Source organism: Arthrobacter sp. 10T44 (assembly GCF_056393885.1).
Genome location: NZ_JBFTGT010000011.1, coordinates 18,431 through 41,303 on the forward strand (window position 1 = coordinate 18,431; position 22,873 = coordinate 41,303).

24 protein-coding genes are annotated in these 22,873 nt (G+C 68.9%); 15 read left to right on the forward strand and 9 right to left on the reverse strand.

Going from position 1 to position 22,873, the window contains the following annotated elements:
• Positions 1 to 2 precede the first annotated feature (2 nt).
• From AC1DBL_RS15435 to AC1DBL_RS15445, 3 genes are all read left to right on the forward strand, one after another.
• Positions 3 to 662 carry a 3-oxoacid CoA-transferase subunit A gene (locus tag AC1DBL_RS15435; RefSeq protein WP_476926425.1) on the forward strand — a complete coding sequence of 220 codons (660 nt, stop codon included), beginning with the start codon at positions 3 to 5 and terminating at the stop codon, positions 660 to 662.
• Entirely contained in the window at positions 662 to 1,336 is a 675-nt protein-coding gene (locus AC1DBL_RS15440) for a 3-oxoacid CoA-transferase subunit B (protein WP_476893385.1), read from the forward strand. The genes AC1DBL_RS15435 and AC1DBL_RS15440 overlap by 1 nt, the downstream gene beginning before the upstream one ends.
• Before the next feature lie 104 nt (positions 1,337 to 1,440).
• Positions 1,441 to 2,259, forward strand: coding sequence for an IclR family transcriptional regulator domain-containing protein (locus AC1DBL_RS15445; protein WP_476909673.1), 819 nt, complete (start codon positions 1,441 to 1,443; stop codon positions 2,257 to 2,259).
• A gap of 22 nt (positions 2,260 to 2,281) precedes the next feature.
• Here the strand turns inward: AC1DBL_RS15445 and AC1DBL_RS15450 are convergent, their stop codons facing one another.
• Together AC1DBL_RS15450 and AC1DBL_RS15455 are read right to left on the reverse strand one after the other, a co-directional pair.
• A complete protein-coding gene (locus AC1DBL_RS15450; RefSeq protein ID WP_476909672.1) occupies positions 2,282 to 2,725 on the reverse strand; it encodes a hypothetical protein in 444 nt (147 codons plus the stop codon).
• Between the two features lie 295 nt (positions 2,726 to 3,020).
• Complete coding sequence (locus AC1DBL_RS15455) at positions 3,021 to 3,254, reverse strand: hypothetical protein (RefSeq protein WP_441419207.1); 234 nt, start codon at positions 3,252 to 3,254, stop codon at positions 3,021 to 3,023.
• A 212-nt stretch (positions 3,255 to 3,466) separates the two neighbouring features.
• On the opposite strand from AC1DBL_RS15455, the gene AC1DBL_RS15460 reads away from it, so the two are divergent.
• Positions 3,467 to 4,426 (forward strand): diacylglycerol/lipid kinase family protein, encoded by a 960-nt coding sequence (locus AC1DBL_RS15460; RefSeq protein ID WP_441419208.1) that lies wholly within the window; start codon positions 3,467 to 3,469, stop codon positions 4,424 to 4,426.
• 107 nt (positions 4,427 to 4,533) lie between these two features.
• Here the strand turns inward: AC1DBL_RS15460 and mscL are convergent, their stop codons facing one another.
• On the reverse strand, positions 4,534 to 5,061 hold the full coding sequence (mscL, locus tag AC1DBL_RS15465) for a large conductance mechanosensitive channel protein MscL (protein WP_476926426.1): 528 nt from the start codon (positions 5,059 to 5,061) through the stop codon (positions 4,534 to 4,536).
• A gap of 210 nt (positions 5,062 to 5,271) precedes the next feature.
• Between mscL and AC1DBL_RS15470 the strand changes: the two genes are divergently transcribed.
• The 4 genes from AC1DBL_RS15470 to AC1DBL_RS15485 all read left to right on the forward strand — a co-directional run bounded on the left by AC1DBL_RS15470 (position 5,272) and on the right by AC1DBL_RS15485 (position 8,957).
• On the forward strand, positions 5,272 to 6,324 hold the full coding sequence (locus tag AC1DBL_RS15470) for an FUSC family protein (protein WP_476926449.1): 1,053 nt from the start codon (positions 5,272 to 5,274) through the stop codon (positions 6,322 to 6,324).
• Between the two features lie 35 nt (positions 6,325 to 6,359).
• Positions 6,360 to 7,139 carry an IclR family transcriptional regulator gene (locus AC1DBL_RS15475; protein WP_476893387.1) on the forward strand — a complete coding sequence of 260 codons (780 nt, stop codon included), beginning with the start codon at positions 6,360 to 6,362 and terminating at the stop codon, positions 7,137 to 7,139.
• 118 nt (positions 7,140 to 7,257) lie between these two features.
• The gene (locus AC1DBL_RS15480; RefSeq protein ID WP_476926427.1) at positions 7,258 to 8,448 is read left to right on the forward strand and encodes a 4-hydroxybenzoate 3-monooxygenase; all 1,191 of its coding nucleotides are present in this window, start codon (positions 7,258 to 7,260) and stop codon (positions 8,446 to 8,448) included.
• A 116-nt stretch (positions 8,449 to 8,564) separates the two neighbouring features.
• On the forward strand, positions 8,565 to 8,957 hold the full coding sequence (locus AC1DBL_RS15485; RefSeq protein ID WP_441419212.1) for a nuclear transport factor 2 family protein: 393 nt from the start codon (positions 8,565 to 8,567) through the stop codon (positions 8,955 to 8,957).
• Positions 8,958 to 9,026: 69 nt separating this feature from the next.
• Here the strand turns inward: AC1DBL_RS15485 and AC1DBL_RS15490 are convergent, their stop codons facing one another.
• From AC1DBL_RS15490 to purB, 4 genes are all read right to left on the reverse strand, one after another.
• Positions 9,027 to 9,530: a GNAT family N-acetyltransferase gene (locus AC1DBL_RS15490; RefSeq protein WP_476909667.1), complete on the reverse strand. Its 504-nt coding sequence runs from the start codon at positions 9,528 to 9,530 to the stop codon at positions 9,027 to 9,029.
• Positions 9,531 to 9,690: 160 nt separating this feature from the next.
• The gene (locus AC1DBL_RS15495) at positions 9,691 to 10,371 is read right to left on the reverse strand and encodes a histidine phosphatase family protein (RefSeq protein WP_441419214.1); all 681 of its coding nucleotides are present in this window, start codon (positions 10,369 to 10,371) and stop codon (positions 9,691 to 9,693) included.
• Positions 10,372 to 10,437: 66 nt separating this feature from the next.
• Complete coding sequence (locus AC1DBL_RS15500; RefSeq protein WP_441419215.1) at positions 10,438 to 11,352, reverse strand: endonuclease/exonuclease/phosphatase family protein; 915 nt, start codon at positions 11,350 to 11,352, stop codon at positions 10,438 to 10,440.
• 109 nt (positions 11,353 to 11,461) lie between these two features.
• Positions 11,462 to 12,904, reverse strand: a complete 1,443-nt coding sequence (gene purB / locus AC1DBL_RS15505) for an adenylosuccinate lyase (protein ID WP_476926428.1) — start codon at positions 12,902 to 12,904, stop codon at positions 11,462 to 11,464.
• A gap of 198 nt (positions 12,905 to 13,102) precedes the next feature.
• Here purB and AC1DBL_RS15510 point away from each other — a divergent pair, with 198 nt between their 5' ends.
• On the forward strand, positions 13,103 to 13,399 hold the full coding sequence (locus tag AC1DBL_RS15510; RefSeq protein WP_476926429.1) for a hypothetical protein: 297 nt from the start codon (positions 13,103 to 13,105) through the stop codon (positions 13,397 to 13,399).
• Positions 13,399 to 14,880: a hypothetical protein gene (locus AC1DBL_RS15515; RefSeq protein ID WP_476926430.1), complete on the forward strand. Its 1,482-nt coding sequence runs from the start codon at positions 13,399 to 13,401 to the stop codon at positions 14,878 to 14,880. Before AC1DBL_RS15510 ends, AC1DBL_RS15515 begins: the two co-directional genes overlap by 1 nt.
• A gap of 44 nt (positions 14,881 to 14,924) precedes the next feature.
• Here the strand turns inward: AC1DBL_RS15515 and AC1DBL_RS15520 are convergent, their stop codons facing one another.
• Positions 14,925 to 15,353, reverse strand: a complete 429-nt coding sequence (locus tag AC1DBL_RS15520; protein ID WP_441419219.1) for a phage holin family protein — start codon at positions 15,351 to 15,353, stop codon at positions 14,925 to 14,927.
• 59 nt (positions 15,354 to 15,412) lie between these two features.
• Between AC1DBL_RS15520 and AC1DBL_RS15525 the strand changes: the two genes are divergently transcribed.
• From AC1DBL_RS15525 to AC1DBL_RS15540, 4 genes are all read left to right on the forward strand, one after another.
• Complete coding sequence (locus AC1DBL_RS15525; RefSeq protein ID WP_476926431.1) at positions 15,413 to 16,531, forward strand: histidinol-phosphate transaminase; 1,119 nt, start codon at positions 15,413 to 15,415, stop codon at positions 16,529 to 16,531.
• Between the two features lie 147 nt (positions 16,532 to 16,678).
• Complete coding sequence (locus tag AC1DBL_RS15530; protein WP_476926432.1) at positions 16,679 to 17,968, forward strand: thiamine pyrophosphate-dependent dehydrogenase E1 component subunit alpha; 1,290 nt, start codon at positions 16,679 to 16,681, stop codon at positions 17,966 to 17,968.
• Positions 17,965 to 18,945, forward strand: coding sequence for an alpha-ketoacid dehydrogenase subunit beta (locus AC1DBL_RS15535; RefSeq protein ID WP_441419222.1), 981 nt, complete (start codon positions 17,965 to 17,967; stop codon positions 18,943 to 18,945). Before AC1DBL_RS15530 ends, AC1DBL_RS15535 begins: the two co-directional genes overlap by 4 nt.
• An 11-nt stretch (positions 18,946 to 18,956) precedes the next feature.
• Positions 18,957 to 20,474 (forward strand): dihydrolipoamide acetyltransferase family protein, encoded by a 1,518-nt coding sequence (locus tag AC1DBL_RS15540; RefSeq protein ID WP_476926433.1) that lies wholly within the window; start codon positions 18,957 to 18,959, stop codon positions 20,472 to 20,474.
• Positions 20,475 to 20,669: 195 nt separating this feature from the next.
• On the opposite strand, the gene AC1DBL_RS15545 is transcribed toward AC1DBL_RS15540, so the two are convergent.
• Positions 20,670 to 21,017, reverse strand: coding sequence for a hypothetical protein (locus AC1DBL_RS15545; RefSeq protein ID WP_441419224.1), 348 nt, complete (start codon positions 21,015 to 21,017; stop codon positions 20,670 to 20,672).
• 226 nt (positions 21,018 to 21,243) lie between these two features.
• On the opposite strand from AC1DBL_RS15545, the gene AC1DBL_RS15550 reads away from it, so the two are divergent.
• Positions 21,244 to 22,833, forward strand: a complete 1,590-nt coding sequence (locus AC1DBL_RS15550) for an AMP-binding protein (protein WP_441419225.1) — start codon at positions 21,244 to 21,246, stop codon at positions 22,831 to 22,833.
• Positions 22,834 to 22,873 lie beyond the last annotated feature (40 nt).

Sequence of the window (22,873 nt, forward strand, 5' to 3'; positions counted from 1 at the left end):
GAATGCTCAACTTCGTAGATACCGTCGGCGAGGCCGTCGCCGGGATCCAGGACGGTTCCACCGTGATGATCGGCGGTTTCGGCAACGCCGGGCAGCCGTTCGAACTCATTGACGCCCTGATGGACTGCGGGGCCACGGACCTCACAGTGGTCAACAACAACGCCGGCCAGGGCGACCAGGGCCTTGCACTGCTGATCAAGGAGGGGCGGGTGACAAAGATGATCTGTTCCTTCCCGCGCCAGTCCGACTCCTGGCACTTCGACGCCAAGTTCCGGGCGGGGGAGATCGAACTCGAACTCGTGCCGCAGGGCAACCTGGCCGAACGCATCCGCGCCGCCGGCGCCGGAATCGGCGGCTTCTTCACCCCCACGGGCTACGGCACCATGCTGGCCGAGGGCAAGGAAACCCGCTTCCTGGACGGAAAATGGCAAGTGTTCGAGACCCCCATCCACGCCGACGTCGCGCTCATCAAGGCGCTCACGGCCGACGGCAAGGGCAACCTCGTCTACCGCAAGACGGCCCGCAACTTCGGCCCGATCATGGCCGCCGCGGCCAAACACAGCATCGTCCAGGTCTCCGAGATCGTCCCGACGGGCGGCCTGGACCCGGAGGTCATCGTGACCCCCGGAATTTACGTCAACAGCATCGTGAAGGTGGCCTGATGAGCAGCGCGACGAGTATCCAGACGTCCGACAAGCCGCTGGGCCGCGACGACCTCGCCCGCCTGGTGGCCCGGGACATCAGCCCCGGCTCCTTTGTGAACCTCGGCATCGGCCAGCCCACGCTGGTGTCCAACTATCTCGAACCGGAGCAGAACATCACGCTCCACACCGAGAACGGCATGCTCGGCATGGGCCCGGAAGCCACCGGCGACCAGATCGACGGCGACCTCATCAACGCGGGCAAGATCCCCGTGACCGAACTGCCCGGCGCCTCCTACTTCCACCACGCCGACTCCTTCGCGATCATGCGCGGCGGCCACCTGGACATCTGTGTGCTGGGCGCCTTCCAGGTCTCCGCAACCGGTGACCTCGCCAACTGGCACACCGGCGCACCGGACGCGATTCCCGCCGTCGGCGGCGCCATGGACTTGGCGACCGGAGCCAAGGACGTCTTCGTGATGATGACGCTGCTGACCCGCGAGGGTGTGTCCAAGCTGGTGGAGTCCTGCAGCTACCCGCTGACCGGGATCGGCTGCGTCACGCGGGTCTACACCGACAAAGCCGTCTTCCTGACCGGCCCCGACGGCGTCCAGGTCCGGGAGACCTTCGGCTGCACCCTCGAGGAACTGCAAGCGCTCGTGCCGGTGCCGCTCACCGCCGCCGCCTCAGCCTGACCACCCACGTGCGAACGAACGCTTGGGGCCCGTCCGGAGAGCCGTTTCGGGGCCTCAAGTGTACGTTCGCGCGTATAAAGTGATGCGTGATCGAGAGGCGTGAAATGACTGAGGCAGCAAAGGCCACCCGTGCCGACGGGGCGCCCGCAGCCAGCGACCAGTACGTGCAGTCGCTGGCGAGGGGACTGGCGGTGATCCGGTCCTTCGACGCGGAGCACCCGCTGATGACCCTGACCGAGGTCGCGGCCCGGACCGACCTCACCCGTGCCACTGCGCGGCGTTTCCTGCACACGCTCGTCGAGCTCGGCTACGTCCGGACCGACGGCAAGGCGTTCGCGCTGACCGCCAAGGTGCTGCAGCTCGGTTACGCCTACCTCTCCGGGCTGTCGCTGCCGCAAATCGCCCAGCCGCACCTGGAGGAGCTGTCCCTGAAGCTCGGGGAGTCGACGTCGGCCGCCGTGCTGGACGGGACGGACATCGCCTACATTGCCCGGGTGGCGACGCGGCGGATCATGACCGTCGGCATTACCGTGGGAACCCGCTTTCCGGCCTACGCCACCTCCATGGGCCGGGTCCTGCTGGCCGCCCTGCCGCCCGCGGAGCTCCAGGACTACCTGGACGCGGCCCGGATCCGGCCGCTCACCCCGCGCGCCATCGGCACCCGCGAAGAACTGCTGGCGGAGCTGGCCACCGTCCGGGCCCAGGGCTGGTGCCTGCTGAACCAGGAACTGGAGCTCGGGCTGATGTCCCTGGCGGCGCCGATCTACGACGGGCCGGACAAGGTGGTCGCCGCCATTAACGTCTCCCTGCAGGCGCAGGCCGTTGCGGCGCAGCCGGACCCGGAGGCGTACTTGGATTCGGTGCGCGAGGCCGCCGTCGCCACCGCGGAACTCATCTCCGCGGACCTCTCCGCCGGACGCTGACGCTGCCGGACGCTGACTGGTCCTAGCTTCGGCGGGACTGGGCGAACAGTTGCCGCAGCGTGAAGAAGCAGCCCAGGGCGCTGAACAACAACGCCATCAGGAACTCGCCCTTTAGGCCCTCGACCAGGTCCGTGTTGTTGGCGAGATTGTAGCCCAGCAGGTCCCAGGCCTGCGGTTCGAACAGCAGTGCCAGCGGTGAGCCTCCAAGGTAGTCGGCCAGATCCAGCCAAATGGTGCCGAGGAACGAGAGCAGCACCGTCGCCACTGTCACGGCCACGACAACCCAGGCGCCGCGCCTCGTCATGGCGCCGCCGCTGCCCACGGTGCTGCCGGCGACATACAGCCGGGCGGCGCCGGCCGCCGTCACGAAGGCCACAATCGAGGCCATCCAGCCAAGCTTCCACAGGATCAGCCACAGTCCGACGCCGACCGGGATCACGGCCAGGGCAAAGACTGCGCCCCGCACCGAGTGTTCCAGGGACTCCGTCCGGATCCGGGGAAGGGGCAGCGGTGGCAGCTGCGCCTGCCGGCGTTCGGAGGAATCCGGCCAAGGGGCCCCGTCCGGCCAGCGCTGACTGTAAGACGGCTCGGCCCTGCCGAAGGATTCGGATTCTTTTCTGGCGTCAGAATTTGCGCGCTCTGTCATCATTCCCCCAAATGAGATGAGTGTCCCGGCCCACTGTATGCCGGTAAATCCCGCTTAGTCTGGCACACAAAGGGAGGGAATTGATGATTTGAGCGGCTTTATTTCCGCCCGGGCGTCAGCCGGCGGACTCGGCCGTCGTCGACACCGTGATCGTGACCCCCGCCGCGTCGTCACGGATTCTGAGGTGCAGCGGCCGGTCCACGAGGCTGGCGTGCATGTCTTCGCTGTCTTCCGGGGCAAGTTGCTCCGCCAGCCGGGTCAGGGCCAGCGCCATCGCCCGGCCCCAGTCGTGCGGATCCCTGCTCGAGGCTTCGGCTTCGGCTGAGTAGTTTTCCTCTGGTTCGGTCATGTGGCCGCCTTCCGCGCCTGGAACGCGGCCACCCCGGCGGTTCCGGGACGGCATCCGGCCAGGCCGGCACGCTTCAGTTCCTAAACATGGCCAGTGTAGTGACCCGCCGGACAGCGCGTCCATGATTCGCTGCCATGGCGCGCAAGTTATGCCGCCCCACCCCGATAAGATTTCCTTGCGGGGCCTATCCCGCCACATGCCCGAAGGACGCCATGCCCCAGACCAATGCCGCCCAAGACAATGCCGCCCAGGACAGTTCCGTGCAGCCCAAGCGCGCCGCCGTGATCATCAACCCCATGAAGTCCTCCGGCGAGGATTTCAAGGCTGCGTTCTACCGGCTCTGCGAGACGCAGGGCTGGAAGGAGCCCCTCTGGCTCGAAACCACGGCCGAGGACACCGGACTGGGCCAGGCGCGTGAAGCGCTCGAAGCGGGGGTCGACGTCGTGATTGCCGCCGGAGGTGACGGAACAGTCCGCTGCGTGGCCGAGGTCCTCGCCGGCACAGGCACGCCGATGGGCCTGGTCCCGATGGGCACCGGCAACCTGCTGGCCCGCAATATCGGCGTCGACATCACTGACCCGGTGGCCGCCAGCTACGACATCCTGAACGGCTCAGACATCAAGGTCGACGTGGTGAAGGCAAGCCTGGACCACGCCCGGGACGAACAGCTTTTCCTGGTCATGGCCGGCCTTGGCTACGACGCGGCGATCATGGCGAACACCGTGGACGAACTCAAGGACCGGGTGGGCTGGCTCGCCTACGTCGAGGCCGGCATCCGGCACCTGCCCGGCAAGCCGGTGAAGGCGCAGATCAGCATCGACGGGCAGCACCCGGTCCGGCGCCGGATCCGCAGCGTGATGGTGGGAAACTGCGGCCAGATCACGGGAGGAGTGGAAGTATTCCCCGACGCCAAAATCGATGACAACATTCTCGACGTCGTGGTTCTGGCCCCGAAAGGCAAGCTCGGCTGGTTCAGCGTGCTCGCCGGCATGTTCGGCCGTAAGAACGCCAAGAACAAGTCGGTCGAGTATTTCGCCGGCAAATCCGCGGAAATCACCCTCGACCATGAGCAGGAATTCCAGCTCGACGGCGACCACATTGGCAAGGCCAAGCACCTCAAGGTCGCGGTGGAGCACGAGGCGCTGACCATCCGGATGACGAAGGCGGCCTAACCGTTCCGGGCCCGGGACCCGAAGCTACCGCCAGGTAGTGTCCGGGCCGTGCCAGGCCGTTGGGTCAAGGCCTCGGCGGGTTCGGCCGGCGGGTGCGGCCGCCCGGATTAGCGGCTGTGTTTCCCCGAGAGCTCGACCGTGCGACCGCCGGGGAGCCCGGATGTGTCTTCGCCGCGGTCGGGATGCCCGGCGGTCCCGCCGTCGGCGTCGGGATGCCCGGCGGTCCCGCCGGTGCCGGCCAGCCCGGCCAGCAGGTCGCGGATCTCCGCCAGCAGTGCGGTGTCGGCCGGGACCGGGTTCTCCTCCGGCTCCGCGGCGGCCAGCCGGTGCTTGACCATCCTGTTGATCCGGTTCATCGGAGCCACAAAGATGAAGTACACCACCGCCGCGGTGATGAGGAAAGTCACGAATGCCGTGAGGACGGCACCGATATTGACGAAGGTCTTCGCATTTCCGGGCCAGACGTAAAAACCGAGCCCCTGGGTTTCGACGCCGCCGGCTGCCGCGATGATCGGGTTCACGATGTTCGTGGTGAACGCCGTGACCAGGGCGGTGAACGCCGTACCGACGACGACGGCGATGGACAGTTCGATCACGTTGCCGCGCAGGATGAAGTCCTTGAATCCTTTGAGCATGGGTCCTCCGGAAGATGCCGTGTGGGTGGTTCAACCGATAGACGCTACCATCATGCCGATCCCCCGCTTGTTCCGTTGAATGGAATTCGAAGCCTGCCGGCCGCGGTTGCCGGCGTACGATTCAGCTGGATGCCAGTGCCGCCGTCGTTCTCAACCGACTGCAAAGGAAGACCCATTCCACCTGTGAAACCCGCGACATTGTTCGGCGAGATGTTCACCATGGCTCCAGCCAACAAGGACCACCAGGCCGCGGTCCGTTGCGCCGTCGGCGTCTTCGTCCCGCTGATCACCCTCGTGCTGCTGGGCCGGCTGGATCTGGCCATCTTCGCCTCCTTTGGGGCCTTCGCCGGGATCTACGGCCGGAACGAGCCCCACGGCCGCCGCTTCGTGCTGCAGTTGCGCGCCGGCACCCTCATGCTCGCGGTGATCCTGCTCGGCGCCTTGGCGGCCCGCGCCGGGGCGGCGTTGGCGCTCACGCCGTCGGGCACCGTCTGGCTGCAGGTCCTCACGACCACAGTGGTGGCCGGCGGCTGCTCCCTGATCGTCGCCTGGTGGCGGCTCCGCCCGGCAGGATCGCTTTTCCACATTTTCGCCTTCGCTGCCATCGCCTCCATCCCCAGCCAGCCACCGCTCTGGCAGGGCATGCTGGTGGCCGTCCTGACCGTCGCGCTCTCGCTCCTGATCGGCTTGTCCGCCCGGGTCGCCCCGAGCCGCCGGAAGCCGTGGTCGTGGCCCCGGCCGGTCCGGCTGACCACAGCGGAGCGCCGCGTTGCCAAGCTCGAAGCCGTGGGCTACCTCGTGGCGGCCGGCCTGGCCGGCACCCTCGCGACCCTGGCCGGCGAATGGCTCGGCTTCGGCCACAACTACTGGGCCATGGTGGCCGCCGTCGTGCCGCTCGTGGGGCACAGCACGCGTCACCGCATCAGCCGCGGCGTTCAGCGCATCATCGGCACCGCGCTCGGGCTGGTGCTGCTGGCCGCCATCCTGCTGCTGCAGCCGGCCCCCTGGCAGACCGTGCTGGTGATTGCCGCCTGCCAGTTCGGCGCCGAGATGTTCATCGCCCGCCAGTACATGCTGGCCCAGGTCTTCGTCACCCCGCTGGCGCTGATCTCGACCCTGCTGGTGGCGCCCGTGCCCGCGGGGACCCTGCTGCGCGACCGGTTCCTGGAGACGGTCATCGGAGCCGCCGTCGGCGTCGCCGTCGTGCTGGCGCCGGCCCTCTGGCGCCGGGTGGCCGCCGGCCACCGTTCAATGGAAGACTGATCCCAGGCAGTCAACAGTTCGGGGAAGCGGGAAGCGTGGCCAATTCCGGGTCGGGGGACTCCGTGGTGGACCGCGTGGTGCGCCTCATCGAGGCCTTCCCCGAGGGCTCTGCCGCCCTGCAGCTCTCCGAACTCGCGGACCGGGCCGGCCTGCCCCTGACCACCGCCCACCGATTGGTCCGGCAGCTGGCCGGGCACGGGCTCCTGGAGCTCGGCAGCGGGGGGTCGGTCCGGCTGGGGCTGCGGCTGTGGGAGCTGGTCAACCGCAATTCGCCGACCCTGGCCCTGCGGCAGGCGGCGATGCCGTTCATGGAGGACATTCAGCAGGTGCTCAACCAGAACGTGAACCTGGCTGTCCTGGACGGCTGGGACGCCTTGTTCGTGGAGCGTCTGTCGCGCCGCGGCTCGGTCGCCAACCGGGCGAAAGTCGCCGGGCGGATGCCGGTGCACCTGTCCTCGGCCGGGCTGGTGTTGATGGCCCACCAGCCGGCCTCGGTGCAGGCGGCATACCTGCGCCAGTTCAACGACCCCGCAGGCAGGCTCCGCGCCGGGGACCTCCGCTCGCTCCTGGCCGAGGCCGCCGAGGAAGGCTACGCCCAGCTGGCCGGCGTCGTGGACCCCGACACCTGGGGGATCGCCGTCCCGGTGCGGGACGCGAGGAAGCGGACGGTCGCTGCCCTCGGCGTCGTGGTTCCGCTGCGGGAGATGCGGCTGCAGGCGCTGGTGCCGGCGCTGCAGACCGCGGCGCGGGGCATCGGGCGCCGGCTCGGGGACTCCCGCACGGCGGCCGAATTCCGTTCAACGGAAGACCTGTAACGCAGATCACTGCTCCGGGCGCACACTGTTAGCCAGAAGACCGATCCGGTCCGGAGCCGCGGCGTGCGGCCGACAGCTTGGCGCGCCGCTCCGGGCCCCGCAACGAAGCGAGGACAACATGGCAGCCCGAAAAGTCATCACCACCCAGGTGGCCATCGTGGGCGGGGGCCCCGCCGGGCTCATGCTCTCCCACCTGCTGGCCAAAGAGGGCATCGAGTCCACCGTGGTCGAACTGCGCAGCCGGCGCGAAATCTCGGAAACCGTCCGTGCCGGCATCCTCGAGCACGGCACCGTCAACCTCCTCGTGGACACCGACGTCTCCGACCGCGTGCTGCGCGACGGCGACCGGCACGACGGGATCGAGCTGCGGTTCAACGGGGAAAGCCACCGCATCGACTTCCAGGACCTGGTTGGCGAGTCGGTCTGGCTCTACCCGCAAACCGACGTCTTCATGGACCTCGCCGCGCGCCGGGAGGCCGACGGCGGCGACGTCCGGTACAGCGTCACGGACACCAGCGTCCATGACATCGCGGGTTCGCCGAAGGTGTGGTTCACGGACGCGGACGGCACCGAGTTCGAGCTTCAGGCCGACTTCATTGCGGGCGCGGACGGCTCGCGCAGCCACTGCCGTGTCCAGATTCCCGAGGCTGACCGTAAGTGGTACTTCCACGAGTACCCCTTTGCCTGGTTCGGCATCCTGGCCGAGGCGCCGCGCAGCTCCGACGAGCTGATCTATGCCAACTCGGAGAACGGCTTCGCCCTGATCAGCCAGCGGACCGAGACGGTGCAGCGGATGTACTTCCAGTGCGACCCCGGGGAGGACGTCAACAACTGGGACGACGAGCGGATCTGGGAGGCGTTCCGCAGCCGCGTGAACGGCAACGGCTTCGAGCTCAAGGAGGGCCCGGTCATCGACAAGACGGTCCTGAAGTTCCGCAGCTTCGTGCACGCCCCGATGCGGCACGGCAAGCTGTTCCTGGCCGGGGACGCCGCCCACACCGTCCCGCCGACCGGAGCCAAGGGCCTGAACCTGGCCATCCACGACGTCAAGGTGCTGTTCGAAGGCCTGGACAGCTTCTACAAGACCGGCTCCACGAAGCTCCTTGACCTGTACAGCGACCGCGCCCTGGACCGGGTCTGGAAAGCGCAGCACTTCTCCTACTGGATGACCTCCATGCTGCACACCCCGACCGGAGCCGACGACTTCGCCCGCGCCCGCCAGCTCGGCGAACTCAATTCGGTGGTGTCCTCGCGGCACGGCCGCGCTTACCTTGCCGAGGCCTACACGGGCTGGCCGGCAGGGAACTAGGACGTCCTCCGGGACTCCGGCAGCCCCCCATCTTTCCATCGACAGCACCCCGGGCCAGGACTAGCCTTTAACCGTCCCAGCATGACCCGACAAGGACGACGGAGAGGTGTCCGATCATGGGAAACGCAGAGAATGTTGAACTGGTCCGGCGGGGGTACGAGGCCTTCAACGCAGGGGATATGGCGACCCTCAGCGAGCTGTTCGCGGAGGACGCAGTCTGGCACGTGGCCGGAAGCGGCGTGCTATCGGGGACGAAACAGGGCCGCGACGCCATCCTGGCGTATTTCGGCGAACTGGGAGCGCGCACGCAGGGAAATTTCCAAGCCAAGGTCCAGGACATCGTGGGCGGGGAAAGCCATACGGTCGCGATCCAGCAAACCCACGGGGAGGGCAACGGCAAGACCCTGGACATGGGCACCGTCATCACTTTCGTGGTCCGCGACGGCAAGATCGCCGAGGGCCGGGAGTACTTCGAGGACACGGCCAAGTCAGACGATTTCTGGACCTGACGGTCCGGGCCCGGCGGCACTGGCAACGCAGGCACTGACAGCGCAGGCGGCACGCAGCGACGCGCGGCCTCACGCCATGGCGGTGTGCGCGGCGCTGTGCGAATCGATCGGCTTCGCGTAGCAGTACGAGTGCTCCACGCCGACGTATGGGCCGAAGTTGGGCACGGCCACGAAGCCCGAGTTCTGGTAGAACTGCCGCCCGTCGGTCTGCGCCGACCCCGCCTCAGCGGTCAGGGTGGTGACGCCGAGGGCATGGGCGTGCCCCTCCAGCGCCGCCAGGATGGAACTGGCCACGCCCGAACCTCGCGTGTACGGCAGCACGTAGAGCCGCTTGATCTCGGCGGTGTGCTCGTCCAGCAGGCGCAACCCGCCGCAGCCCACCGGCTGGCCCGACGCCTTGTCGTGCGCCACCAGGAACACCGCGGTGTCGACCTCCGACGGCGGTGGCCCGGACTCGTGCCCGCGGTGGCCGAAGCGGGCGTCCAGTTCCGCCTGCTGGGCTGCCCGCAGGTCGGCTCCCACCGGGTTGGACCAGGGGACCTGCCGGATGTTGAGCCGCGGGTTGGTCTGCATCGCTGCCTCGATTCGCCGAAGGGTTATGCAGACCAAGGCTATGGAGCGGCGGTTTCCGTGGTGTTTCGGCCACGTAAGGGCTTCGAGAACTCGGTTTCCGCGATTTCGACGAGTCGGCGCACATTCGGCGTCCGGAAACGCCCGTCCGGCAGGGAAACGTCTAAGCGGACGGTTCGGCGGGGCGGCCGGTGGGGTCCTCCGCCGTCGGGTCCGCCAGGGCCAGTCCGCCCACCGGGCTGTCGTCCCAGTGGATCAGCCGCCAGCCGGCGTCGGGATCGCCTTCCAGCGCCACGATGCCGGTGTTGGCGAGCACGTGCCGCGCGGCGAACTCCGCCTCGACATTGGCGGCACGCAGGCCGGTCCAGACCCGGATCGCGGCGCCGTGGCTGACGACGGCGACGGCGGCGTCCCCGGCGGCGGAGGCAGCGGCGGCGATCCTCGCGATCGAGTCGTCGTAGCGTTCGAAGAAGTCGTGGCCGCTGGGGCCGGAGGGCATCCGCCGGTCCAGTTCGCCCGCCGTCCAGGCGAACACTGTGCCGAGGTAGCGCAGGTGGGATTCGCGGTCGGTGAGCTTCTCCAGCGCCCCGGCTTCGATTTCCCGCAGCCCTCCCAGCACCTCAATCTCCAGCCCGCGGGTGGTGGCGAGCGGTGCGGCCGTGAGCTGGGTGCGGACCAGGGTGGACGCGTAGAGCAGTCCGATCTTTTCGTTCGCCAGGGAGCGGGCCAGCGCGGCCGCCTGGCGTTCGCCCAGTTCGGTCAGTCCGGGGCCCGGATGGGCGGTGTCCAGCTGTCCCAGGACGTTGCCCGGGGTCTGGCCGTGACGGATCAGCAGAAGCCTCATGGCAGCGATTTTACCGGCTGGGCCGGGACCCGGCGCGGCCCCGCTTGCCGCCCGTGATTCCGGCGGTCAAGGGATCCGGACCGTGGCCTGGATCGGGGCGTGGTCGCTGGGGTACCGGTCGTCCAGCCGGAAGGTGTTGACCGCGGCCTCCGCGACCTGGATCTCCGGCGTGACGGCGATCCAGTCGATGCGGCTTTCGCCGATGACCGGGTCCTTGTAGTTCGGGAACGTCCCGTACTCCGGAGTCAGCCGCTGCTTGGCCGCGGTCCAGGAGTCCCGGAAGGTGCCGCTCCCCACCAGGGTGCTGTACGCGCCGGAGGCACCGGCGTCGGCGTTGAAGTCGCCCATCAGCACGGTCGGCAGCCCCGGCTCGAAGCGTGTTGCGTGCTCCACGATGGCCTCGGCGCTGCGCAGCTGCGCGTTCTCGGACTCGTGGTCGAAGTGGGTGTTGACCACCATCAGCTCACGTCCGGTGTGGTTGTCTTCGAACCGGCCCCAGGTGGCGATCCGGGTGACGTGGTTGCCCCACGTCGCCGAGCCGGCCACCGTGGGCGTGTCAGAGAGCCAGAACTGGTCCCACGTCCGCAGCTTCAGGCGGCGGGCGTCGTAAAAGATGCAGGAGTGCTCGCCCCGGCGGCCACCTTCGCGGCCGTGGCCGATCATCCGGTAATGGTCCGGAAGGGCCTCGCCGATCACGGCCAGCTGGTGCTCCAGGCCCTCCTGGATGCCCAGCACCTCGGGCAGCTCCTCGGCCAGTACGGCCTGCAACGCCGGAACGCGCTCCGGCCAGTAGTCGGCCTGGCCCGGCAACGTCGCCGCGATGTCGCAGCGGATGTTGAAGCTCATCAGGCTCAAGGCAGCCGGGTCGGCCGCGGCGTCAGCAGCCGCGCCGGCTCCTGGGCCGGGGTCGGCGTCGGGACCGGCCGCTGGGCCGGGGTCGGTCAGAACGGTCCGTGCTGTCGACGGTGCGTCGCTCGGCAAGGGGTCTCCTCGGGTCGGTAACAGCCCCAGCTTCCTTTCTGAAGCTGGCCAGTCCTCGACGGCCGCGTAAACGGCGGCCTGCCGGAAGGTGAATTCGGGGCGAGCACGGCTAGGCCAGGTGGTCGACCAGCTTGTCCGCGATGCCGGTGTACTTGCCCGGGGTTAGCGCCAGGAGCCGGGCTTCGGCATCGGCTGACAGGCCCAGGCCCTGGACGAATTCCCGCATCCGGGCGGCGTCCACCCGCTGGCCGCGGGTCAGGTCCTTGAGCCGCTCGTACGGGTTTTCCATGCCCGCGACGCCGGCGATCGCCTCGGCCCGCATGACCATCTGGATCGCCTCGCCGAGGACCTCCCAGTTGGTGTCCAGGTCCCTGGCGAGCACGTCCTCGGCCACGTCCAGGCGGTCCAGGCCCTTGGCCACGTTGGAGATGGCCAGCAGGGAATGGCCGAAGGCCACGCCGATGTTGCGCTGCGAGGAGGAGTCGGTGAGGTCGCGCTGCCAGCGGGAGGTGACCAGCGTGGAGCCCAGTACGTCCAGCAGGCCCGAGGAGATTTCCAGGTTGGCCTCGGCGTTCTCGAAGCGGATCGGGTTGACCTTGTGCGGCATCGTGGAGGACCCCGTGGCGCCGGCAACCGGGACCTGCGCGAAGTAGCCGATCGAGATGTAGCTCCAGATATCGGTGCACACGTTGTGCAGAATCCGGTTGAAGCGCGCGACGTCGGCGTACAGCTCGGCCTGCCAGTCGTGGCTTTCGATCTGCGTGGTCAGCGGGTTCCAGCCCAGGCCCAGGCCTTCTACGAAGCTCTTGGCGACCTGCTCCCAGTCCGCCCCCGGCACGGAGGCGACGTGGGCGGCGTAGGTGCCGGTCGCGCCGTTGATCTTGCCGAGGTACTCGGTCCGGGCAATGCGGTCCAACTGGCGGGTCAGCCGGTGGGCGATCACGGCCAGTTCCTTGCCGAGCGTGGTGGGGGTGGCGGGCTGGCCGTGCGTGCGGGACAGCATCGGGACCGCGCGGTTGGCCTCGGCCATCGCGCTGATCTGCGCGACCAGCTGGCGGGCCGCGGGCAGCCAGACGTCCTCCACGGCGCCCTTGACGCCGAGCGCGTAAGAGAGGTTGTTGATGTCTTCCGAGGTGCAGCCGAAGTGCACCATGGCGGTCAGGTGCTCGATTCCGATGCCCGGCAGCCGGCGGCCGATGTAGTACTCCACGGCCTTGACGTCGTGCACGGTGACGGCCTCGATTTCGGCCAGTTCGGCGACCGACGCGGCGTCGAACTCGGTGACGATGGCGCGCAGCTGCTCCTGCTGCCTCGCGCTCAGCGGTCCGGCCCCCGGCAGGACGTTGTTGTTGGTCAGGTGGATCAACCACTCAACCTCGACGGCGACCCGGTCACGGTTGAGCGCGGCCTCGGAGAGGTAGTCCACCAGCGGCGCGACCGCCGACTGGTAGCGGCCGTCGAGCGGGCCGAGCGCGATCTGGTGGTCGGACGCGGCGAGGGCCAGGCGTCCGGACGGCGTGCGGGTCTCAGCTGTGGCGGCAGTTTCAGGCATGGTCCGATTCTTTCACGAAGTGCCGCCGGGCCTTAAGCGGGCAGTTCCTTATGACATTTCCCCCCCGCGGACGGGACCGTTCCGCCCCCTGCGCGGGCGGCTGCTTTTCCACATAGCTGTCCCGGCCGCTTCCGGCGCCGCTGGCCGGCCCCTAGCGTCGAACCCGGGACTGAACTGCGAATGAAAGGGGCCCGGACCATGAGCGGCACGTTGACAGCGGCGGAGGCGGCGGCGTGCGCCTCACGCAGCTACGAGGTCCAGCAGCTGGCTGCCAGAGTCGCGTCATGTGCGGACCAGGGCGGTGCCGCCTTGGCCGCACTGAGCCGGCTGGAACTCCACGGCTGGCAGTCCCCGGCCGGCCGCGCCTACCGCTCTACGCTGTCGCTTCAGGCCGCGGCCTTGCGGCGGGGCCGGGACGGGCTGCAGGACGCGGCAGCGGTGGTCCTGCGGCACGCCCAGAACGTGACGCTTTCGTCGGGACGGCCGGGGTACTGATGGCGGAGGCGACCCCGGCGGGCTCCGGAGACGTCCCCCGCCCCTCCGCACCGCCCCCGGACGGGATGCTCCGGATCCGTGGCGGGATCGGCGGCCTCAGCTTCCAGTTCGAGGAACTGCTGGCGGGCGCGGCGGCCCTGGATGGGGTGGTGCGCCAGCTCTACGCCCTGGAGGCGGAGGCCGACGGCGTCCGCCGCGCGCTGTTCGACTACCAGCCCGACTCTTACCGCAGCGGCAGCGACGCCATCATCGCGGTGGGGGAGGCCGGCCGGGACGTCAGCCGCGTCAGGGCCGAATTGGAACACATCGCCGCCCAGGTCCGGGCCAGCCACCGGGAGTACGAATTCACCGAAGCCCGGAACGCCCTGCTGCTTCGGATGGGGCTCTCCGCCCCCGGGTACGGCTCCCCGCAAAGTCTCTTCGCGCTTCCCGGGATCCGCGACCAGGTCGAACACGGCGTGGCCATGGCTCCGCGCAGCCTGGCCCTCCTGTTGGGCCTGCCCGTTCCCCTGGCCGGGGCCGTCGGCGCGCTCAGCGGGCCCACTGACGTCCGGCGCGCAATCCGGGACCTGGCGGCCGCGCCGGGACTGGGGTTCCTGAAACCGCGGCCGGTCACAGTGGTCGGCAGCGAAACAGCCGCCGCGGACGTGGACCTCTCCCCGGCGGGCCTCTTGCGGCGGGCGGACGCGGTGGGCCGGAACAGCGGCGACATTGAAGTCATCCGGGTCGACGGCGGCAGCCGGCGCGCTTGGGTGGTCATCATCCCGGGAACCCAGCTCGGCGGGCTGCCCGCGGGAACCAACCCCTTCGATACAGCCGGCATCGCCGAGGGGCTCGGCTACGATTCGCAGGCAACCACAGGGGCCATCAGGCAGGCGCTGCGCGAGGCCGGTGTGGAGGCGGGCGAGCAGCTCGCCGTCGTCGGCTACAGCCAGGGCGGCATCCACGCCATGAACCTCAGCAGGGACAAACCCTTCCTGGCCGAATTCGACCTGAAGTTCGTACTGACCGCCGGTTCCCCGGTGGGCGGCATCACCCCTGAGCCGGGCATTGGCAGCCTGCACCTGGAGCACCAGCACGACTGGGTGCCGGGAGCCGACGGACTGGCCAATGCGGACACCAGGGACCGCGTGACCGTGACCTTGACCAATGACCTGGTCATGCCGCCGCCGCAGGATTTCGGTCTCGGTCCCGGCCATCGGCTGGAAAACTACACGGCCGGTGCGGAGGCGGTCGCGGCGAGCCGGGATCCCTCGCTGCGGGCATCCACCGCCGCATTGGCCGCCGTGGTCGGTGCCGGGGGCGCCGCAACGGTGACCCGATTTTCCCTGCGGCGCGAACCGCAGCCGGCGCAGGGCGTGGTCACGGCTCCGGGGCCCAACCGCTCGACCGGCGTATTGCCCTCAGCCCGCGTCGCGACGGACGCACGGCCCGCTGCGGCACCGGCTGCGGCCCCGGCTGCGGCGGGGATGTCCGGCTAGGGACTGGGCGGGGAGTGCCGGCGGGAGTGTCCGCGGAGGGCCGGCTAGCGGCGCCGGCCGCCCGGGAGCCGCCCGGCGACGAGGGACACCACGGTGATGATGATGGCTGCGAAGACCGCGGTCCAGAAGAAGGAGTCGATGGTGAAGTGCACCGGCGTGTAAGAGCTCAGCCAGGAGGTGAGGTACAGCATCGCGGCGTTGATGACGATCGTGAACAGCCCCAGCGTGAGGATGGTCAGTGGCAGCGACAGCAGGCTGACCAGCGGCTTGACGAGGGCGTTGACGAGGCCGAAGATCAGCCCGATAAACAGGTACGCCAGGATGATCCCGATCGTGTCCGTGCCCTGCGTGACGCCGCTATTGGCCACGGCCCCGGTGGTGGCGGACGTGGAAATATCCAGCCCGGGGAGGATCCAGCTGGCGATCCAGAGGGCCAGAGCATTGACGATGACCCGCACGAAGAGTGAGCGCATGGCCCCATGCTGTCACATCACCGGTCGTACCGGCAGGAGGGCGAAGTAGGCTAAGAGGCATGACTTCATCAGACAACCAGGCCGGAGGGATCCGCCCGCGGCCGGTAGTAGACCTCCTTCCCCGTTACGCAGCCGGAAAACCGCCGGTCCCGGTCGAGGGGCTCGTGAGCTACAAGCTTTCCTCCAACGAGAACCCGCTGGCTCCGATCCCTGCAGTGCAGCAGGCCATCGCGGCGCAGACCGACTTCAATCGCTACCCGGACCCGTTGAGCAGCAAGCTGCGCGGTGCGCTCGCGGGCTTCCTGGACGTCCCCGCCGAGGACATCGTGACCGGCGCCGGCAGCCTCGGTGCGCTCAACCAGCTGCTGGCCACCTTTGCCGGCCAGAACGACGACGGCAAGGCCGACGAGGTCATCTACGCGTGGCGTTCCTTCGAGGCGTATCCCATCAGCGTGGGCCTGGCCGGCGCCGAGAGCGTGCAGATCCCGCTGACGGCCGCCGGCCGGCACGACCTGGACGCGATGGCTGCCGCGGTGACGGCCCGCACCCGGATGATCCTGCTGTGCACCCCGAACAACCCCACCGGCCCCATTCTCACGACCGAGGAGACCGAGCGGTTCCTCAAGACCGTCCCCTCGGACATCGTGGTGGTCATCGACGAGGCCTACCAGGAGTTCGTCCGGGCCGAGGATGCCGTCGACGGCATCGAGATGTACCGCAAGTACCCGAACGTCGTCGTCCTGAGGACCTTCTCCAAGGCGCACGGCCTGGCCGGACTGCGCGTGGGTTACAGCGTGTCCCAGCCGGACCTCACCCAGCACCTGCGCGTCACCGCGACGCCCTTCGCGGTTTCCCAAATCGCGGAGGCGGCGGCTGTCGCCTCGCTGCAGCACTTTGGCGAGGTTGTAGAAAGGGTACAAAGCCTGGTCGATGAGCGGGACCGCGTGACCGAGGGCCTGCGTGAGCTCGGCTGGGTCGTACCGGACGCCCAGGGCAACTTCGTCTGGCTTAATCTGGGTACCAACAGTGCGGAATTTGCCGCACTGGCGGGGGAGCGGGCACTGTCGGTCCGGGCCTTCGGCAACGAGGGGGTGCGGGTGAGCATCGGCGAGGCCGAAGCCAACACCCGTTTCCTCGAATTGTGTGCGATCTATACAAAACCCCCACAGCGTTCCTAGCGCTTAACACGAAGTCCGCCGAAGGTACGCTGCGGATAAAGTAGGGACGAGTAAGCCAAAATATATGCCGGACCTGGAATGCATGCCCGGTCCGGCATATATCCCAGCGATTGCGGCGCATTCGGATGCGGCAGGCAAGGAGACGGTATGGGCGCCACACATCTGCCCTCTACCGAGTTCGACGGAACCGACGTGGATGACCAGCTCGAGGCGCAGGCCGAGGCGGTGCCGGGCGACCCCGCTGTCCCGATGGTCCAGCTGCTGGGTCCGGACGGCACCCTGGGTTCGGATCCGGTGTTTTCCGAGTACGCCGCGCGGCTCGACGCCGGGAAGCTCCGCGGTTTCTACGCGGACATGGCAAAGATCCGCCGTTTCGACGTCGAGGCCACCGCGCTGCAGCGGCAGGGCCAGCTGGCCCTGTGGGTCCCGCTCACCGGCCAGGAAGCGGCGCAAATCGGGTCCGGCCGGGCGAGCCAGCCGCAGGATTACATCTTCCCGACCTACCGGGAGCACGGCGTCGCGCTGACCCGCAACGTCGACCTGGCCGAGCTGCTGCGGCAGTTCCGCGGGGTGTCCAACGGCGGCTGGAACCCCAAGGACACCAACTTCCACCTCTACACGCTGGTCCTCGCCGCCCAGACGCCGCACGCGGTCGGTTACGCAATGGGCATCCAGCGCGACCAGAAGCTCGCCGCGGCCCAGGCGGCAGCCGGGGAGGCGCCGGCCGGTTCCCAGGCGCCCAAGGCCGCCGTTATGGTCTATTTCGGCGACGGTGCCAGCTCCGAGGGCGATGTCCACGAGTCCATGGTCTTCGCCGCCTCCTACAACGCCCCCGTGGTGTTCTTCTGCCAGAACAACCACTGGGCCATCTCGGTTCCCACCGCCGTCCAGACCCGCATTCCGCTCTCCAACCGCGCCAAGGGCTACGGCTTCCCGGGCATCCGGGTGGACGGCAACGACGTGATCGCGGTCCACGCCGTCACCGAGTGGGCCCTCGAACGCGCCCGCGAAGGCAAGAGCCCGGTGCTGATCGAGGCCTTCACCTACCGCGTCGGCGCGCACACCACCGCCGACGATCCGACGAAGTACCGCGGCTCGGATGAAGAGGCGCAATGGCGGGCGAAGGATCCGCTGGAGCGGCTCGAGAAGTACCTGCGCGCCGAAGGCCTCGCCGACGACGCCTTCTTCGAGCAGGTCAAGGCCGACGGCGACGAGCTGGCGGCGTACGTCCGCAGCACCATCCACGACCTGGGAACCCCGGACATCCGGACAGCCTTCGCCAACACCTACGCCGAGGCACACCCCCTGGTGGCCGAGGAGCTGGCGTGGTTTGAGGAATACAGTGCGGGCTTCGCCGACGAGGCAGACGGAGCCGAGGCAGGCGCTGCCGGGTCCGAAACGGCCGCGGCACACACAGAGGGGGCGGTGCGCCGATGACCACCATGACCATTGCCAAGGCCATCAACGAGGGCCTGCGCGCGACGCTGAGCAGCAACCCCCGGACCCTGCTGATGGGCGAGGACATCGGCCCGCTCGGCGGCGTCTACCGAGTCACCGACGGCCTGATCGGGGAGTTCGGCGCCGACCGCGTCGTGGACACCCCGCTCGCCGAGTCCGGCATCATCGGCACCGCGATCGGCCTGGCGCTCAGCGGCTACCTGCCGGTCTGCGAGATCCAGTTCGACGGCTTCGTCTTTCCCGGCTTCAACCAGATCACCACGCAGCTGGCGAAGATGCATTCGCGCAGCAACGGCAACCTCACCGTCCCCGTCGTCATCCGGATCCCCTACGGCGGCGGCATCGGCTCGATTGAACACCATTCCGAGTCCCCCGAGGCGCTGTTCGCCCATACCGCCGGGCTGCGCATCATCACCCCGTCCAACCCGCACGACGCCTACTGGATGATCCAGCAGGCGGTCGACTGCCTGGACCCCGTGATCGTCTTCGAGCCGAAGCGGCGCTACTGGCTCAAGGGCGAGGTCGACACCGGCTCCCCGGGCCAGTCCGCGGACCCGTTCAGGGCCCATGTGCTGCGTGAGGGGTCGGACGCTACCGTCGTGGCCTATGGCCCGCTGGTTCCCGTGGCCCTCGCGGCCGCCTCCGCGGCGGCCGAGGACGGCCACAGCGTCGAGGTGATCGACCTGCGTTCCATTTCGCCGATCGATTTCGACACCGTCACGGCCTCGGTCCGGAAAACGGGCCGGCTGATCGTGGCGCATGAGGCGCCGACCTTCGGCGGTATCGGCGGCGAGATCGCGGCGCGGGTCAGCGAGCGGGCCTTCCATTCCCTCGAAGCCCCGGTCATCCGCGTCGGCGGCTTCCACATGCCCTACCCGGTCGCCAAGGTGGAGGAAGACTACCTGCCGGACATCGACCGCATCCTTGAGGCGCTGGAACGCGCCCTCGCCTACTGACGGGGACCTCCATGACCGTGAACAAGTTCAACCTTCCTGACGTGGGCGAGGGCCTGACCGAGGCCGAAATCGTGTCCTGGAAGGTCAAGGCCGGTGACACCGTGGCCGTCAACGACGTGCTGTGCGAAATCGAGACCGCCAAGTCCCTCGTGGAGCTTCCTTCCCCCTACGCCGGAACTGTCACCGAGCTGTTAGTCCCGGAGGGCGTGACGGTCGACGTCGGAACGCCGATCATCAGCGTTTCCGACGCCGCCGCGCCGGCCGGGACCCCGGCGGTTGCCGCCGCTGCCACAACAACTCCGGCGGCTACTCCTGCTGCCGCGGCGCCCGAGGCGCCGATGTACGGAAAGCTGGAGCAGGACGCGTCCGACACCGCCGAGCCGGCCGGGCCCCCGGCCGGCGGCCCGCTGGTCGGTTCCGGTCCGAAGGCCGACGCCGTCAAACGGCGCCGCCGGATCTCCGCCCTGGCTGCGGCAGCCGCCGCCCCCGCCGTCGAACGGGCCGGGATCGAGGCGCACGACATCTGGATCAGCCCGTCCGCGGCCACCCAGGCTGAACCGCCCGTCGCGGCGGAAGCCGAAGCTGTCGACCAGCGCCCGACGCTGGGCGGGGCCATCACCGGCCTCGTCAACCGTGTCCTGGCCAAACCCCCGGTCCGGAAGATTGCCCGCGACCTCGGCATCGACCTGGCCGACGTCGTTCCCACCGGGGCGCGCGGCGAAGTGACCCGTGAGGACCTCGTCAGCTATCAGGCCCAGCGCGACGCCGAGCTGGACCAGGCGGATTCGTTCTGGGGCAAGACCGGCCGCCCCCAGGAGCAGCGGATCGAGCGCATTCCGGTCAAGGGCGTCCGCAAGGCCACCGCACGGGCGATGGTCGAGTCCGCCTTCGCGGCCCCGCATGTGAGCATCTTCGTGGACGTGGACGCCAGCCGCACCATGGAGTTCGTCAAGCGGCTCAAGGCTTCCCGCGATTTCGAGGGCATCAAGGTTTCGCCGCTGCTGATCCTCGCCAAAGCCGTCATCTGGGCCGCGGCGCGGAACCCCAGCGTCAACGCGAGCTGGGTGGATGCCGAGGACGGCAGCGACTCAGCCGAGATCCACGTTAAGCACTTCATGAACCTCGGCATCGCGGCCGCGACCCCGCGCGGGCTGATGGTGCCCAACATCAAGAACGCCCAGGATCTCTCGCTGAAGGAACTGGCGCTGGCCCTCAACGAGCTGGCCACCACCGCCCGGGCGGGCAAGACCCAGCCGGCGCAGATGCAGGGCGGCACCCTCACGGTCACCAACATCGGCGCCCTGGGCATCGACACCGGAACGCCGATCATCAATCCCGGCGAGGTGGCGATCGTGGCTTTCGGCACCATCAAGCAGAAGCCCTGGGTGCTCGACGGCGAGGTGATCCCGCGCTGGATCACCACGCTCGGCGGTTCGTTCGACCACCGGGTGGTGGATGGAGACCTGTCGGCCCGCTTCATGGCCGACGTCGCAGCCATCCTCGAAGAGCCCGCACTACTGCTGGACTGAGCCGGTCGGCCGCCGGTCCGGCCGACGCTCCGGGGCGCTGGCCGCCGACGCTCCTGCCCAGTTGTTCCCGGCCAGTTCCTGGCCAGTACCCGGCCGGGCGGCGGGATCCCGCGGTTCTCCGGCGCCGGGGCGGACCGCGCTGCAGTAGAGATGCCCAAGAACCGGGCGGGAACGCGGGGTCCGGGCGTGTTGCGCCTAGTTCGACCCGTAGGCGGCGAAGGTCGAGAGCAGCTCGGTCATGCCCGGATCGCTGCCCCAGCCGGCAACGGCGGCCGCTGCGGCAAACACCACGCCGGCGAAACCGAAACTGCCGGCCGTGACCGCGCCCAGGAACTTCCAGTCCTCGCGCAGGATGCTCCGGACGGTATCGGGCATCCGCAGCGCCGGGGAGATCAAATTGGGGGCGCTGTCCACCGAGCCGTCGTCGAGGTACGCGACCACCCGGCCGGCGGCACGGTCGACCCGCATCGTGCTGATGTGGTTTCCGTGGCGGGCCAGCAGAATGTCGTGGCCGACGAGCTGGCGGCGCTGAAGAACAGGCATGGGTTTCTCCCCGGGAGGTGGCGGATAGGTCTGTCCGCACCATCGGGGGCACCTCCAATTTTACCGCCGCGCGCCGCGCCGTCGCCGGTAATTCCGGGTGAGGCTGCCCACGACGGAGGGTGACCGCGGTCAAATCCAGGCGAATCCTGTCCCGGAACCGCGCGGCGGCACTAGAGTGGCACCAGCCGCCGCCGAGCCGGCGAACGCCGATCAAAGGAGATTTTGCGTGTTCTCGAGCCCGTTCCCCGCTGTTGAAATTCCCGACGTCAGCCTTTACGAGTACCTCTTCGGCGGCCTGGAGGAGGCGGACCTGGACCGGGTCGCCGTCGTCGACGGCAGCAGCGGAGCCGAAACCAGCTACCGCGAGCTGCGCGACCGGATCAACGCCCTCGCGGGCGCCGTCGCCGCCCAGGGGCTGGGCATCCACGGCGTCGCCGCCATCCTCTGCCCGAACATCCCGGCGTTCACTGTCGTGTTCCACGGCCTGCTGCGGGCCGGCGCCACCGTCACTCCCGTCAATTCGCTGTACACGGCCGATGAGATCGCGAAACAACTCACCGACGCCGGAGCCAGCTGGCTCTTTACGATCTCGGCCCTGCTGCCCGCCGCCCGGGAAGCGGCCGGCCAGGTGGGCATCCCCGCGGAGCGGCTGGTGGTGCTCGACGGCGCCGAGGGTCACCCCTCGCTGACGGAGCTGCTCGCCAGCGGCGCACCCGCCCCGGATGTCAGCTTCGACCCTGCCACCCACCTCGCCGTGCTGCCGTACTCCTCGGGCACCACCGGACGGCCCAAGGGCGTGATGCTGAGCCACCGCAACCTCGTGGCGAACGTGGAACAGTCGCGCGGGCTGCTCAAGGTCCGGCCGGACGACCGGCTGCTGGCACTGCTGCCGTTCTTCCACATCTACGGACTCACGGTGCTGCTGAACCTGGCCCTCCGGGAACGCGCAAGGCTGGTCACCATCCCGAAGTTCGACCTCGCGGAATTCCTGCGGATGGTCCAGGACCACAAGTGCAGCTATCTCTTCATTGCCCCGCCGGTTGCCGTGGCACTGTCCAAGCACCCGCTGGTGGCGGAATACGACCTCAGCTCCGTGCACACCACGTTGTCCGGCGCGGCGCCGCTGGACGGCGAACTGGGGGCGCGGCTGGCCGAGCGGCTGGGCTGCCGGGTGCTCCAGGGTTACGGCATGACCGAGATGAGTCCCGTTTCCCACCTGATCCCGGTCGACGCGACGGAGGTTCCGGTCAGCTCGGTGGGCTACACCGTCCCCAACATGGACTGCCGGCTGGTGGATCCGGCCACGGGCGAGGAAATCGAGGTCCCCGCGGAGGGAACCAGCGCCCCGGGCCACCTGCTGTGCCGGGGGCCCAACGTGATGCTCGGTTACCTGAACCGGCCGGATGAGACGGCTGACACCCTCGACGCGGACGGCTTCCTGCACACCGGGGACATCGCCACGGTGCGGGCGGACGGCGTGGTGTCGATCGTGGACCGGCTCAAGGAATTGATCAAGTACAAGGGGTACCAGATTGCGCCGGCCGAGCTTGAGGCGCTGCTGCTTACCCACCCCGGCATCGCCGACGCCGCCGTGGTCGGAACCGCCGACGCCGACGGCCAGGAGGTGCCGATGGCTTTCGTGGTGCGCCAGCCGAACGCCGAGGGCGAGCTGCTGGACGAAGCCGGGGTGCAGGAATTCGTAGCCGCCCGGGTGGCGCCGTTCAAGAAGATCCGGCGCGTGGAATTCATCGAGGCGGTGCCGAAGTCCTCGTCCGGCAAGATCCTGCGCCGGATGCTGAAGGCAGTGGATGCCTAGGACAGCAAAGCCGGCGCAGCAGCCCTAGGGCTGCTGCGCC

Excerpts from the sequence above, each read along its gene's own strand:
- AC1DBL_RS15435 (WP_476926425.1), top strand. The coding sequence starts at position 3 with ATGCTCAACTTCGTAGATACCGTCGGCGAGGCCGTCGCCGGGATCCAG.
- AC1DBL_RS15440 (WP_476893385.1), top strand. The coding sequence starts at position 662 with ATGAGCAGCGCGACGAGTATCCAGACGTCCGACAAGCCGCTGGGCCGC.
- AC1DBL_RS15445 (WP_476909673.1), top strand. The coding sequence starts at position 1,441 with ATGACTGAGGCAGCAAAGGCCACCCGTGCCGACGGGGCGCCCGCAGCC.
- AC1DBL_RS15455 (WP_441419207.1), bottom strand. The coding sequence starts at position 3,254 with ATGACCGAACCAGAGGAAAACTACTCAGCCGAAGCCGAAGCCTCGAGC.
- AC1DBL_RS15460 (WP_441419208.1), top strand. The coding sequence starts at position 3,467 with ATGCCCCAGACCAATGCCGCCCAAGACAATGCCGCCCAGGACAGTTCC.
- mscL (WP_476926426.1), bottom strand. The coding sequence starts at position 5,061 with ATGCTCAAAGGATTCAAGGACTTCATCCTGCGCGGCAACGTGATCGAA.
- AC1DBL_RS15470 (WP_476926449.1), top strand. The coding sequence starts at position 5,272 with ATGTTCACCATGGCTCCAGCCAACAAGGACCACCAGGCCGCGGTCCGT.
- AC1DBL_RS15480 (WP_476926427.1), top strand. The coding sequence starts at position 7,258 with ATGGCAGCCCGAAAAGTCATCACCACCCAGGTGGCCATCGTGGGCGGG.
- AC1DBL_RS15485 (WP_441419212.1), top strand. The coding sequence starts at position 8,565 with ATGGGAAACGCAGAGAATGTTGAACTGGTCCGGCGGGGGTACGAGGCC.
- AC1DBL_RS15490 (WP_476909667.1), bottom strand. The coding sequence starts at position 9,530 with ATGCAGACCAACCCGCGGCTCAACATCCGGCAGGTCCCCTGGTCCAAC.
- AC1DBL_RS15495 (WP_441419214.1), bottom strand. The coding sequence starts at position 10,371 with ATGAGGCTTCTGCTGATCCGTCACGGCCAGACCCCGGGCAACGTCCTG.
- purB (WP_476926428.1), bottom strand. The coding sequence starts at position 12,904 with ATGCCTGAAACTGCCGCCACAGCTGAGACCCGCACGCCGTCCGGACGC.
- AC1DBL_RS15510 (WP_476926429.1), top strand. The coding sequence starts at position 13,103 with ATGAGCGGCACGTTGACAGCGGCGGAGGCGGCGGCGTGCGCCTCACGC.
- AC1DBL_RS15515 (WP_476926430.1), top strand. The coding sequence starts at position 13,399 with ATGGCGGAGGCGACCCCGGCGGGCTCCGGAGACGTCCCCCGCCCCTCC.
- AC1DBL_RS15520 (WP_441419219.1), bottom strand. The coding sequence starts at position 15,353 with ATGCGCTCACTCTTCGTGCGGGTCATCGTCAATGCTCTGGCCCTCTGG.
- AC1DBL_RS15525 (WP_476926431.1), top strand. The coding sequence starts at position 15,413 with ATGACTTCATCAGACAACCAGGCCGGAGGGATCCGCCCGCGGCCGGTA.
- AC1DBL_RS15530 (WP_476926432.1), top strand. The coding sequence starts at position 16,679 with ATGGGCGCCACACATCTGCCCTCTACCGAGTTCGACGGAACCGACGTG.
- AC1DBL_RS15535 (WP_441419222.1), top strand. The coding sequence starts at position 17,965 with ATGACCACCATGACCATTGCCAAGGCCATCAACGAGGGCCTGCGCGCG.
- AC1DBL_RS15540 (WP_476926433.1), top strand. The coding sequence starts at position 18,957 with ATGACCGTGAACAAGTTCAACCTTCCTGACGTGGGCGAGGGCCTGACC.
- AC1DBL_RS15545 (WP_441419224.1), bottom strand. The coding sequence starts at position 21,017 with ATGCCTGTTCTTCAGCGCCGCCAGCTCGTCGGCCACGACATTCTGCTG.